This is a genomic window from Agrococcus sp. SCSIO52902 (genome assembly GCF_022983135.1).
In the GTDB taxonomy this organism is placed as follows: domain Bacteria; phylum Actinomycetota; class Actinomycetes; order Actinomycetales; family Microbacteriaceae; genus Agrococcus; species Agrococcus sediminis.
On record NZ_CP095269.1, the window covers coordinates 742,206 to 754,025 of the forward strand.

Here is an 11,820-nt window from a genome sequence, read left to right on the forward strand (position 1 = left end):
CCCGCAGACGCGGAACGGCCCCCGGCGGTGAGCCGAGGGCCGTTCGATGCGCGGATGCGCGGGGGTGCGGTGAGGCGTCAGCCCTGCGCGCGGCGCGGGGCGCGGCGCGAGCCGCCGCCGGCGCTGCCGCCGGACTGCAGCGAGCCGCCGCCGGTCGACGACCACGCCACGGACGAGCCGCCGCGCGGTGCGCCGCCCTGGCCGCCGGAGCGGCCGCCCTGGCGGGCCGGCTGACCGGAGCGCGCGCCGCCCGAGCGGGCGCCGCCGCCCTGGCCGCCGCGGCCGCCGGCAGCGCCGGCGCCGCCCTTGGTCTCGGGGCGGCCCGAGCGGTCCTTCCGGGGACGCTCGGAGCGGGCGGTGCCGGCGCCGGCGCCGTGCGCGCCGGAGCCCGCGACGCCGTCACGGCTGCCGCGACCGCGGCCGCGGCCGCCGCCCGAGCGGCCTGCGCCCTGCGGCTGCTGGATCTCGTTGCCGGAGCCGGGGCCGCCGGGGACCGGCGCCACGTGCGGGGCGTACGGGCCGACGAGCTGGTCGACCGCATCCGACGACGCGGTGACGATCTGCGCGGGCACCGAGATCTCGGCCTTCCGCAGCAGCGTCATCGTGTCGCGGCGCTGCGCGGGCAGCATCACGGTCGCGACGTCGCCCTCCGAGCCCGCGCGCGCCGTGCGGCCCGAGCGGTGCAGGTAGGCCTTGTGCTCCATGGGCGGGTCGACGTGCACCACGAGCTCGACGTTGTCGACGTGCACGCCGCGGGCGGCGACATCCGTCGCCACGAGCACGCGCACGGTGCCGTCGGAGAACTGCGCGAGGTTGCGGTCGCGGGCGTTCTGCGACAGGTTGCCGTGCAGGTCGACGGCGGGGATGCCCGACGCGGTGAGGTGCTTCGCGAGCTTCTTCGCCTGGTGCTTCGTGCGGGTGAAGAGGATGCGGCGGCCCTCGCCCGAGGCGAGGCGGCGCACGAGCAGGTTCTTGTCGTCGGGCGCGACCTCGAAGACGTGGTGCGTCATCGCGGCGACGGGCGAGTGCGCCTCGTCGACGGAGTGCATGACCTGGTTCTGCAGGAAGCGCTTGACGAGCTTGTCGACCCCGTTGTCGAGGGTCGCCGAGAACAGCATGCGCTGGCCGCCGGAGGGGGTCTTGTCGAGGATCTTCGTGACGACCGGCAGGAAGCCGAGGTCGGCCATGTGGTCGGCCTCGTCGATGACGGTCATCTCGATCGCCGAGAGCGATGCGACGCCCTGGTTGATGAGGTCCTCGAGGCGGCCCGGGCAGGCGACGATGATGTCGACGCCGGCGCGGAGCGCCTGCTCCTGCGGGCGCTGCGAGACGCCGCCGAAGATGGTGGTGACGGTGAGGCCGGATGCCTTGGCGAGCGGTGCGATCGTCGCCGCGATCTGGGTGGCGAGCTCGCGGGTCGGCGCGAGCACCAGGCCGAGCGGCAGGCCCTTGCGGCGGCCGCCGCCGGCGAGCTCGCCCGAGAGGCGGGCGACCAGCGGGATGGCGAACGCGAGGGTCTTGCCGGAGCCGGTCTTGCCGCGGCCGAGCACGTCGCGGCCTGCGAGCGTGTCGGGCAGGGTGTCGGCCTGGATCGGGAACGGGTGCTCGCGGTCCATCGCCTTGAGGGCCGTGACGAGCTTGGCGGGCACGCCCAGCTCGGCGAAGGTCGGCGTGGGCGCGGTGGTGGTGATGTCGGTCAAGGTTGCTCTTTCTGTGAGCGTGCGCGCGCATCCGTGGTCGCTGCACACTCGTGCAGGCGGATTCTTGGGTGGATGCGTCGACGCAGATTCGGCGAGCGCGGCGGTGGCCGCGATCGTTCGCCGTGGAAGGTTCATCGACATCCGGGAGCCGGATGGAGAGAGGAGCGTTCAACGACGCAGGTGAGGGGCTTCGACGCCCGGCTCACGCAGTGCGACCAGCCTAGCAGGTGGGGTCTGACATCGGCCAGGGCCGACGCCGGAGGCCGCTCGGGGCGCGGTCAGGCGGCAGGGCTAGCGTCGGGCGGGACGGAAGGACGGACCCCATGGCGAACGCCCCCACCTCCGACGACACCCTCGCGTTCGTCGCGAAGGGCTACGACTTCGGCGCCCACATCTGGCGCCGCGCCCGCGGGGCGGCCGCCCGGGCGGTGCCCCTGCGGCTGCTCGGCCGGCCCTCGCTGCTCGTGCGCGGCGCCGAGGGCGTCGACCTGTTCTACGACGAGGAGCGGATGCGCCGGCACGGCGCGATGCCGGCGTTCGTGCAGGAGACGCTCTTCGGGCACGGCTCGGTGCACTCCCTCGATGGGGCGGCGCACCGCCACCGCAAGGCGACGTTCCTCGACGTCGCCTACGAGGACGCGCAGGTCGAGCGCCTGCTGCCCCACCTCGAGCGGGAGTGGCGGGCGGAGGTCGACGCGTGGGTCGCGGGCGGCGAGCGCTCCGCCTACGACGCCGCGGTCGGCGCGCTCGGCCGCGCGATCATGCGCTGGGCCGGCCTGCCCGGCACCGCCGAGGCGAAGACGCGCTGGGCGGCGCGCGAGGCGCAGATCGTCGACGGGTTCGGCGTGCCCTACTCGCCGGAGTTCCTGCTCGCCGCGCTCAACCGGCGGTGGTGCGACCGGCACGCGGAGGAGCTGATCGAGGCGGCGCGCGCCGGCACGATCGAGGCCGCCGAGGGCACCGCGCTCCACGAGTGGGCGTGGCACCGCGGGCCCGACGGCGAGCTGCTCGCGGCGCGGCTCGCGGGCGTCGAGCTGCAGAACGTGCTGCGGCCGACGATCGCGGTCGCGCGGTTCGTCGCGTTCGCCGCGAAGGAGCTGCACGACCGGCCGGCCTGGCGCGAGCGCATCGCCGCCGAGACCGCCGAGCGCGGCCGCCTGACCGAGGGCCCGCTCGCGACCGCCTTCGCGCAGGAGGTGCGCCGCACCGCCCCGTTCGTGCCGATGCTGCCGGCCGAGGCGATCGTCGACGTCGAGCTCGACGGCGAGCGGCTCGAGGCGGGCGGGCGCGTCTTCATCGACATCCTCGGCACCGACACCGACGAGCGCTCGTGGGAGCGGGCCGACGAGTTCGACCCCGAGCGCTTCGTCGGCGTCGACGACTTCGAGGCGATCGCCGCCTTCATCCCGCACGGCGGCGGGCACCCGTCGACCGGCCACCGCTGCCCGGGCGAGAAGATCGCCATCGCGGGACTCGCCGCCGCGATCGCCGCGCTCAGCGACCCGCGGCTGTCGATCCTCGGCGAGCGGCTGCACGTGAGCCGGCGCCGCCTGCCCACGAAGCCCGCCTCCGGCGGCGTCGTGCGCGCCGCATCCGCCGCCCGGTCGGGCTCGCGCTGCCCGTTCCACTGACGCGCGGTCAGCGGCGGCGCGCGAGCGGCCTGCCGGCGGCGAGCTCGTGCTCGAGCCGCTCGAGCGAGCGGCCGCGCGTCTCGGGCACCTGCGTGGCGATGAACGCGAGCGCGACCGCGCCGACGGCCGCGAAGAGGAAGAACGTGCCGGTGATCCCGACCGCCCCGATGAGCGACGGGAAGCCGAGCGCGATCGCGCCGTTCGCGAGCCAGTGCGCGAAGACGGCGATGCCGATGCCGAGCCCGCGCATGCGCTGCGGGAAGACCTCCGAGAGGTAGACCCAGGTCGCGACGTTGAGGAACGTCTGCATCGCGCCGACGAAGGCCACCACGAGCGCGAGGATCACGAAGGGGCGGATGGGGTGCCCCGGCTCGAGCGCGACCGAGGCGACCCCGATGAGCACGTGGCACAGCGTGGTGAGCGAGAAGCCGATGAGCAGCGTCGTGCGGCGGTCGAGGCGATCCATCATCGCGAGCGCCACGAGGCCGCCGACCACCGCGATGACGCCCGGGGCGACGTTGGCGATGAGCGCCGCCTGGGCCGAGAAGCCCGACTCCACGAGCACCGTCTGGCCGTAGTACATGATCGAGTTGATGCCGGTGAGCTGCTGCGCGACGCCCACCCCGATGCCGATGAGCAGGATGCGGCGGAGCCACGGGATGCGCAGCACCTCGGCGAGGCGGAGCCGGTCGCGGCGGCTCCCGTCGGGCAGCGCGCCCGCACGCTCGATCTGGGCGAGCTCGGCGACCGCGCGGTCGTCGGCGCGCACCGTGCGCAGCACCGCGAGCGCCTCGTCGTGCCGGCCGCGGGCCGCGAGCCAGCGGGGCGACTCGGGCATGCGCAGCATGCCGACGAAGAGCGCGATCGCGGGCAGCGCGCAGACGGCGAACATGATGCGCCAGACGCCGTCGAGGTGGCCGAGCGCGCTCCCGAGGATCGCGTTCACGACGAAGGCCGCGAGCTGGCCGACGACGATCGCGACCTCGTTGCGGCCCGAGATCGAGCCGCGGATCTCGAAGGGCGCGAGCTCGGCGAGGTACACCGGCACGACGGTCGACGCGCCGCCGACCGCGAGGCCGAGCAGCACCCGGCCGGCCACGACCGCCTCGAAGCCGGGCGCGAGCACGAGCACGACCGTGCCGACGAAGAACACGACCGCGAGGGCGACGAGCATCCGGCGCCGGCCGAGCGCATCCGAGAGCCGTCCGCCGACGAGCGCGCCGACGGCAGCGGCGAAGACGAGCGAGCTCGTGACGACGCCCTCGGTGAGCGCGTCGAGGCCGAGCGCCGCGCTCATCGGCCGCAGCGCACCGTTGATGACGCCCGTGTCGTAGCCGAACAGCAGCCCGCCGAAGCACGCGACGATCGAGATGACGCCCAGCCGGGCGCGGTGCGGGCCGGGTGTGAGCGGCGGCAGGGCGACCTCGGCATCGAGGTGCGAGGCGACGGCCACGATCGTTCCTCCGGTTCCCGTGCGCTGGCGCACCCGAACGATCATGCCGTGTCGCGGGCGGTGCCGCGTCCCGGCGCCTCCCACCCGCGGCGCACAACGCAAGCCCGCGGCGCCCGATCAGCGGCGCGCAGCCGCGCCCGCCGGATCCTGCCGCAGGATCCGGCGGGCGGGCTTGCGTTGTGCTGAGGCGCGGCGGCGCCGCGCGTCAGCGGTCGTCGTCGAGCGGCTCGCCCTCCACCACGTCGATGTCGTCGACGTCGTCGACCGTGTCGGCGTCGAACGACCACTGGGCGGGGCGCTCGGCGCCGGCCGGGCCCACCCACAGGCCCGAGCCGCCCGGCGCGACGTCGACCACGACCGTGTCGCCGTCGCGCACGACGCCGCCGAGCAGCGCGCGCGCGAGCCGGTCGTCGATCTCGCGCTGCATGAGCCTGCGCAGCGGCCGTGCGCCGTACATCGGGTCGTAGCCGCGCTCCCCCAGCCACTGCCTCGCCGCATCCGTCACCTCCACGGTGAGCCGGCGCTCGCGCAGGCGCCGGTCGAGGCCGTGCACCTGGATGTCGACGATCGCGCCGAGCTCGTCGGGCGAGAGCGCGTCGAAGATCACGATGTCGTCGAGGCGGTTGACGAACTCCGGCTTGAACGCGGCGCGCACCGCGCCCATCACCTGCTCGCGGCCCTGCGCCTTCGGCACCGTCGGGTCGGTGAGGAACGCCGAGCCGAGGTTGGAGGTGAGGATGAGGATGGTGTTGCGGAAGTCGACCGTGCGGCCCTGGCCGTCGGTGAGCCGGCCGTCGTCGAGCACCTGCAGCAGCAGGTCGAACACCTCGGGGTGGGCCTTCTCGACCTCGTCCATGAGGATCACCGAGTAGGGGCGGCGGCGCACCGCCTCGGTGAGCTGCCCGCCCTGCTCGTAGCCGATGTAGCCGGGAGGGGCGCCGACGAGGCGCGCGACCGAGTGCTTCTCGCCGTACTCCGACATGTCGATGCGCACGAGCGCCTTCTCGTCGTCGAAGAGCAGCTCGGCGAGCGCCTTCGCGAGCTCGGTCTTGCCGACGCCGGTGGGACCGAGGAAGAGGAACGAGCCGGTGGGCTTGTCGGGGTCGGAGACGCCCGCGCGCGTGCGGCGCACCGCATCCGCGACCGCCGAGACCGCCTCGCGCTGGCCGACGACGCGCTCGGCGAGCTCGTCCTCCAGCCGCAGCAGCTTCTCGGTCTCGCCCTGCAGCAGGCGCCCGACGGGGATGCCCGTCCACGCGGCGACCACGGAGGCGATGTCGTCGGCGCTCACCTGGTCGCCGACCATGCGCGCACCGGCCTCGGCCGCGCTCGTCTCGGCGGCCTTCAGCTGCGCCTCGACCTGCGGGATCTCGCCGTACAGCAGCCGGGAGGCGCGCTCGAGGTCGCCCTCGCGCTGCGCCCGCTCGGCGCGGCTGCGCAGCTCGTCGAGCTGCTCGCGCAGCCCGCCGATGCGGTTGAGGCTCGAGCGCTCCGCCTGCCAGCGCTGGTCGAGCTCGGCGAGCTCGGCGCGCAGGCCCGCGAGGGTCTCCTCGAGCTGCGCGAGGCGCTCCTTCGAGGCGTCGTCCTTCTCGCGCTTGAGCGCGAGCCGCTCGATCTCCATGCGGTCGACGGTGCGGCGCAGCTGGTCGATCTCGGTCGGCGCCGAGTCGATCTCCATGCGCAGCCGGCTCGCCGCCTCGTCGATGAGGTCGATCGCCTTGTCGGGCAGCTGCCGGGCGGTGATGTAGCGGTTGGAGAGGGATGCGGCGGCGACGAGGGCGCTGTCGGCGATCGTCACCTTGTGGTGGGCCTCGTAGCGCTCCTTGAGCCCGCGCAGGATCGCGACGGTGTCCTCGACGCTCGGCTCGCCCACGTACACCTGCTGGAAGCGCCGCTCCATCGCGGCGTCCTTCTCGATGAACTCGCGGTACTCGTCGAGCGTGGTCGCGCCGATCATGCGCAGCTCGCCGCGCGCGAGCATCGGCTTCAGCATGTTGCTCGCGCCCTGGCTGCCCTCGGCGGCGCCGGCGCCCATGATGATGTGCAGCTCGTCGATGAACGTGATGATGCGGCCCTCGGCCTTCGCGATCTCGGCGAGCACGTTCTTCATGCGCTCCTCGAAGTCGCCGCGGTACTTGCTGCCCGCGATCATCGCGTTGACGTCGAGCGAGACGAGCGACTTGCCCTTGAGGCTCTCGGGCACGTCGCCGGCGACGATGCGCTGCGCGAGGCCCTCGACGACGGCGGTCTTGCCGACGCCGGGCTCGCCGATGAGCACGGGGTTGTTCTTCGTGCGCCGCGACAGCACCTGGCTGATGCGCCGGATCTCGCTGTCGCGCCCGATCACCGGGTCGAGCCGGCCTGCGCGCGCGATCGCGGTCAGGTCGGTGCCGAACTGCTCCAGCGCCGACTGCTGGTCGTCCTGGCCGGGCATCATGCCGCCCATCCGTGCCATGTGGTTCCCCCTTCGTGCGCTGCCCGCCTCCCCCGGCGACCCTCGCATTCAAACTTGAGTGGTGTTGACTCAAGTTTACTCCGGATGCGGTGCGTTGCCTAGAGGGATGTCTGCCGCGCGAGCGCGCGGCTCGTCGCCCGAGCCTGGACGCCGTCTGGGAAAACGGGGCGGGAGCCGCCTCGCGCCCGATACTGGGGGACACCACGCCGTCCACGACGGCCGATCGAGCACGCAGACGTGCACGAGGCGAGGAGAGCGACATGACCACCACCGGCCCTGAGGACCCCGCCCGTCGGGGCGAGCCCTACCCCTCCGATGCAGACCGGCGCGCCGCCGGCCACCCGGCCGACCGGCCGCTCGACCCGACCGACGACCGCGACCGCCGCATCGCGGCCGAGCACGACGAGCGCACGCGCGAGCTGCCGCGGCACGACCGCGACCGCGACGGCGACGGCGTCGCCGACGTGCGCGAGCGCAGGCACGACCTGACCGATCGCGACGGCGACGGCGTCGCCGACGTGCGCGAGCGACGGCACGACCTCGCCGACCGCGACCGCGATCGCGACGGCGACGGCGTCGCCGACGTGCGGGAGCGACGGGTCGTCGACGAGCCGCTGGGCGTCGACCCGCGGCACGACCGCGAGGTCGTCGTCGCGCGCGAGCGCGAGCGGTTCGGCGGCGTCAAGGTCGGCTCCGCCTTCTTCGGCTGGCTGACCGCCACCGGTGCGGTCGTGCTGCTCACCGCGCTCGCCGCGGCGATCGCGGCGCTCGTCGCATCGCTGTCGGGCGGCGTCGACGACGTCGTCGAGGACGCGCAGCAGAACCTCGACGCGACGGGCATCTGGGGCATCGTCATCCTGCTGGCGATCTGGTTCATCGGCTACTACTGCGGCGGGTACGTGGCCGGGCGGATGGCCCGGTTCGACGGAGCGAAGCAGGGCGTCGCCGTGTGGGTGTGGGCCGTGGTCATCGCGATCCTCGCCGCCATCGTCGGCCTCGTCGCGGGCCAGAACTTCGCGGTGCCGCCGGGCTCGATGCCGACGCTGCCGCTGCCCGAGGACCAGGCGGCCACCGCCGCGATCATCTCGGCGCTCGTCGTCGCCGTCGTGGCGCTCATCGGCGCCGTGCTCGGCGGCCTCGCCGGCATGCGCTTCCACCGCCGGGTCGACCGCGCGGGCTTCGAGGTGGCCTCCACCGCGCGCAGGTAGCGCGACACACCCGGATGCCGGTCGGCGAGCGCTTCGCCGACCGGCATCCGCATGCTGTGGACGGCATCCGCATCCGCGCGCGGTCGTCCCTCAAGATCGCCTCAAGCCGGGCTCAACGCGGCGGGCACCGGCTCGGAGCCGCGCAGGGCCCCGCCTAGGGTGAGGTGGATGACTGTCAAGGAAGACGTCCGCGTCACGAGCGACCTCCGCAGCCGCACGCTCCTCATGGCGCGCCTCGGCATGGCGGCCCTGATCGCAGCCGCGCTCCTCGGGCAGCTGCTGACGAGCCTGCAGTTCTGGGGCGAACGCGGGGCGACCGACCTCGCCGTGAACCTCGTCGCCTACGGCTCCCTCTTCACCGTGCTGTCGAACACGGCGTCGATGGTCCTGCTCATCGCACTCGCCCTGGGGCTGCCCCGGCGCGACCGTCTCAGTCGCCGCTTCGACGTCGTGCTGCTCGCGACGACCACCTGCATGGTCGTCACGGGCGTCGTCTACAACGCGCTCATGCGCCCCATCGAGCTGCCGGACGGCGCGACCCTCGTGTGGGCGAACGAGGTGCTGCACGTCATCGCACCGGTGTGGATGCTCGTCGACTGGGTCGTGACCGCGGGAGCGCGCGACGTGCACCGGCGCGACCTCGCGGCCGTCCTGGTGTTCCCGGCGGCGTGGCTCTGCTACACGCTGCTGCGCGCCCCGAGCACGCCCGAGGAGGCGGCGAGCAACCCCTACTGGTACCCGCACCTGGATCCCGCGACCTACGACAACGGCGCCTTCGGGGTCGCCACGACGTGCCTCGCGATCACGGCCGCGCTGCTGCTCGTCGCCGGCGGCCTGATCGCCATCGCGCGCCGGCGGTCGCTCCACCGCGGCTGACCCGGCCACGGCGACGCGGGCTAGGCTCGCGGGTGACGTGCCAGGGCGCCCGCCCTCGACGCCGTGCCGAGCCCAGGAGCGCGCATGACGGCCTCGCAGACGCAGGCGACCACGCCCATCCGGGCCTCGCGCATCCGCCGCCTCCTGCTCGTCGGCCGCGCCGTCATGGCGCTCGCAATCCTCGCGGCCATCGTCGGACAGCTCATGACGAGCGTCGCCTTCTGGACCGCGCGCGGCGACGCGTCGATCCCGCTCGACCTGCTCAACTTCTTCAGCTTCTTCACGATCGAGTCGAACGTGCTGGCCATGGTCGTGCTCGCGGTGCTCGTCGCCGCGCAGCTCGGGCGCCCGCGCATCGGTCGGCGCTTCGACGTGCTGGTGCTGTGCGCGACCACGTACATGGTCGTGACCGGCATCGTCTACAACACGCCGCTGCGCGGCATCGAGCTGCCGCAGGGCGCGACGCTCGGCTGGTCGAACGAGGTGCTGCACCTCGTGGCGCCCGTGTGGATGCTCGTCGACTGGCTCGCGAGCCGCCCGCGCCAGGTGCGCTTCGCCGACCTGGCCATCGTCGCGATCTTCCCCGTCGTGTGGCTCGCCTACACCCTGCTGCGGGGGCCCGCCACGCTCGACCAGGCGACCGGCAACCCGTACTGGTACCCGTACCCGTTCCTCGACCCGGCCGGCTACGACACCGGCTACGGCGGGGTCGCGATCATGAGCGCCGTCATCGCGGCGACCGTGCTGCTCGGCGGCGCCGCGCTCGTCGCGATCGCGCGCGCCCGGGCGCGGCGCTCCTCCGCCGCGTGAGTACTGTGAGGCGGGTGAGCGAGCTCCACACCACCAGCCTCGGCGAGACCGGCTCGCCGGTCGTCTTCTGCCACGGCCTCTTCGGCCAGGGCCGCAACTGGATGCAGATCGGCAAGGCGCTCGCCGACCGGCACCGCGTGACGCTCGTCGACATGCCGAACCACGGCCGCTCGCCGTGGACGGAGCGGGTCGACTACGCCGAGATGGCCGACGCGGTCGCCGCGACCATCGACGAGCCGGCCGCGCTCGTCGGCCACTCGATGGGCGGCAAGGCGGCGATGCTCGCCGCGCTCCGCCACCCCGAGCGGGTCGAGCGGCTCTGCGTCGTCGACGTCTCGCCCGTCTCCTACCGATCGAGCGACGAGTTCCGCGGCTTCATGGACGCCATGCTCGGCATGGACCTCGCCGCGATCGCCTCCCGCCCCGACGCCGACGCCGCCCTCGCGCCCGCCGTGCCCGACCCGGGCATCCGCGCCTTCCTGCTGCAGAACCTGCAGCGCGACGGCGAGGGCTGGCGGTGGCTGCCGAACCTCGAGGTGCTGCGGCGCGACCTCGACGCGCTGCGCGGCTTCCCCGAGACCGACGCGGTCTACGAGGGGCCGGTGCTGTGGATCGCGGGCGCCGACTCCGGCTACGTGCGCGACGAGTTCCGCGACGAGATGGAGTCGCGGTTCCCGCGCGTGCGCCGGGTGACGGTCAAGGGCGCGGGGCACTGGGTGCACTCCGAGCAGCCCGCCGTGATGACGGGCCTCCTCGAGCGCTTCCTCGACGACGCGGACTGAGCCGGCCGCCGCGCGAAGGCGGTGGCCGGCCCGGTCGAGCCGCGGTGGCCGCTCAGTCGGCGGCGAGCACCGAGAGGTCGTCGGCGAGCTCGACGTCGACCTCCTGGCCGTCCCGCACGACCTCGACCTCGAAGCGCACGTCGCCGCTCTCCTCGGTCTCGATCGAGGTCACGACGCCGCCGCCCGCGGCCGCGATCGCGGCGTCGCTGATCTGCTCGACGCGCTCGGGGTCGAGCGGCAGGTCGCTCGACCGGTCGCCGTCGTCGTCGGCACGCACGACCGGGTCGCCGGAGACGGGCACCCGCACCTCGACCTCGCCGCCGTCGGCGAGCAGCACGTCGACCTTCCAGCCGTCGCGCTCGAGCTCGACGCTCGTCGCGTCCCCGCCGCCCGCGGCCTCGAGCGCCGCCTCGATCGCGGCCACGAGGTCGCCGGGCTCGGTCGGCACCGAGCCGTCGAGGGCTGCGGATGCGTCGTCGTCGTCGCGGTCGCCGCCGCGGCCGTCGTCGTGGTCGTCATCGCCGCCGTGTCCGCCGGGCCCCGCCGACTCGGAGGTCGATGCGCCGGGGGCCGGGTCGTCGCCGTCGTCGACGGCGTCGGCGATCGACATGCCCACACCGGCGACGGCGAGCACGACGGCGGCCGCGCCGGTGCCGATGAGGATCGGCTTCAGGATGCCGCGCCCGCGCCGCGGGGCGGCAGGCGCCGCGGCGGTCTCGTGCTGCGCGGTGGCGGATGCGTCGGCGGACGCCGCGGACGCCTCCGGGTGGCGCGGGGTCGGGTCGTCGGCGCCGATGGGCGCCTCGCGGTGAGGGTCGCCGGGCGTCTGGTCGCTGCGGTCGTCTGGGGTGTGCTCGTTGCTCATGGCTCCACCTTCCCCGTCGGGCGCTGACGCGGGACTGAAC

The 11,820-nt window shown here is 74.3% G+C and carries 9 protein-coding genes; 5 read left to right on the plus strand and 4 right to left on the minus strand.

Features of this window, described 5'->3' with window-relative positions; translation table 11 throughout:
* Positions 1 to 77: 77 nt before the first annotated feature.
* Positions 78 to 1,616, minus strand: a complete 1,539-nt coding sequence (locus tag MU522_RS03705) for a DEAD/DEAH box helicase (RefSeq protein ID WP_246993427.1) — start codon at positions 1,614 to 1,616, stop codon at positions 78 to 80.
* Between the two features lie 407 nt (positions 1,617 to 2,023).
* Between MU522_RS03705 and MU522_RS03710 the strand changes: the two genes are divergently transcribed.
* Positions 2,024 to 3,331 carry a cytochrome P450 gene (locus MU522_RS03710; RefSeq protein WP_246992570.1) on the plus strand — a complete coding sequence of 436 codons (1,308 nt, stop codon included), beginning with the start codon at positions 2,024 to 2,026 and terminating at the stop codon, positions 3,329 to 3,331.
* A 7-nt stretch (positions 3,332 to 3,338) separates the two neighbouring features.
* Here MU522_RS03710 and MU522_RS03715 read toward each other — a convergent pair whose 3' ends face one another.
* Complete coding sequence (locus MU522_RS03715) at positions 3,339 to 4,784, minus strand: sugar porter family MFS transporter (RefSeq protein ID WP_240671425.1); 1,446 nt, start codon at positions 4,782 to 4,784, stop codon at positions 3,339 to 3,341.
* Between the two features lie 205 nt (positions 4,785 to 4,989).
* Positions 4,990 to 7,239 (minus strand): AAA family ATPase, encoded by a 2,250-nt coding sequence (locus MU522_RS03720; RefSeq protein ID WP_281440018.1) that lies wholly within the window; start codon positions 7,237 to 7,239, stop codon positions 4,990 to 4,992.
* 260 nt (positions 7,240 to 7,499) lie between these two features.
* Between MU522_RS03720 and MU522_RS03725 the strand changes: the two genes are divergently transcribed.
* From MU522_RS03725 to MU522_RS03740, 4 genes are all read left to right on the plus strand, one after another.
* Positions 7,500 to 8,447 carry a hypothetical protein gene (locus tag MU522_RS03725; RefSeq protein ID WP_246992572.1) on the plus strand — a complete coding sequence of 316 codons (948 nt, stop codon included), beginning with the start codon at positions 7,500 to 7,502 and terminating at the stop codon, positions 8,445 to 8,447.
* A 168-nt stretch (positions 8,448 to 8,615) separates the two neighbouring features.
* Positions 8,616 to 9,323 carry a Pr6Pr family membrane protein gene (locus MU522_RS03730; protein ID WP_246992574.1) on the plus strand — a complete coding sequence of 236 codons (708 nt, stop codon included), beginning with the start codon at positions 8,616 to 8,618 and terminating at the stop codon, positions 9,321 to 9,323.
* Between the two features lie 84 nt (positions 9,324 to 9,407).
* Complete coding sequence (locus MU522_RS03735) at positions 9,408 to 10,133, plus strand: Pr6Pr family membrane protein (protein WP_246992576.1); 726 nt, start codon at positions 9,408 to 9,410, stop codon at positions 10,131 to 10,133.
* A 14-nt stretch (positions 10,134 to 10,147) separates the two neighbouring features.
* Complete coding sequence (locus tag MU522_RS03740) at positions 10,148 to 10,915, plus strand: alpha/beta fold hydrolase (RefSeq protein ID WP_246992578.1); 768 nt, start codon at positions 10,148 to 10,150, stop codon at positions 10,913 to 10,915.
* A gap of 52 nt (positions 10,916 to 10,967) precedes the next feature.
* On the opposite strand, the gene MU522_RS03745 is transcribed toward MU522_RS03740, so the two are convergent.
* Positions 10,968 to 11,780 (minus strand): PepSY domain-containing protein, encoded by an 813-nt coding sequence (locus MU522_RS03745; RefSeq protein WP_246992580.1) that lies wholly within the window; start codon positions 11,778 to 11,780, stop codon positions 10,968 to 10,970.
* Positions 11,781 to 11,820 lie beyond the last annotated feature (40 nt).

What these genes read in the sequence shown, in the direction of transcription:
- MU522_RS03705 (WP_246993427.1), bottom strand. Translation starts at nt 1,616, where the DNA reads ATGGACCGCGAGCACCCGTTCCCGATCCAGGCCGACACCCTGCCCGAC.
- MU522_RS03710 (WP_246992570.1), top strand. Translation starts at nt 2,024, where the DNA reads ATGGCGAACGCCCCCACCTCCGACGACACCCTCGCGTTCGTCGCGAAG.
- MU522_RS03720 (WP_281440018.1), bottom strand. Translation starts at nt 7,239, where the DNA reads ATGGCACGGATGGGCGGCATGATGCCCGGCCAGGACGACCAGCAGTCG.
- MU522_RS03725 (WP_246992572.1), top strand. Translation starts at nt 7,500, where the DNA reads ATGACCACCACCGGCCCTGAGGACCCCGCCCGTCGGGGCGAGCCCTAC.
- MU522_RS03730 (WP_246992574.1), top strand. Translation starts at nt 8,616, where the DNA reads ATGACTGTCAAGGAAGACGTCCGCGTCACGAGCGACCTCCGCAGCCGC.
- MU522_RS03735 (WP_246992576.1), top strand. Translation starts at nt 9,408, where the DNA reads ATGACGGCCTCGCAGACGCAGGCGACCACGCCCATCCGGGCCTCGCGC.
- MU522_RS03745 (WP_246992580.1), bottom strand. Translation starts at nt 11,780, where the DNA reads ATGAGCAACGAGCACACCCCAGACGACCGCAGCGACCAGACGCCCGGC.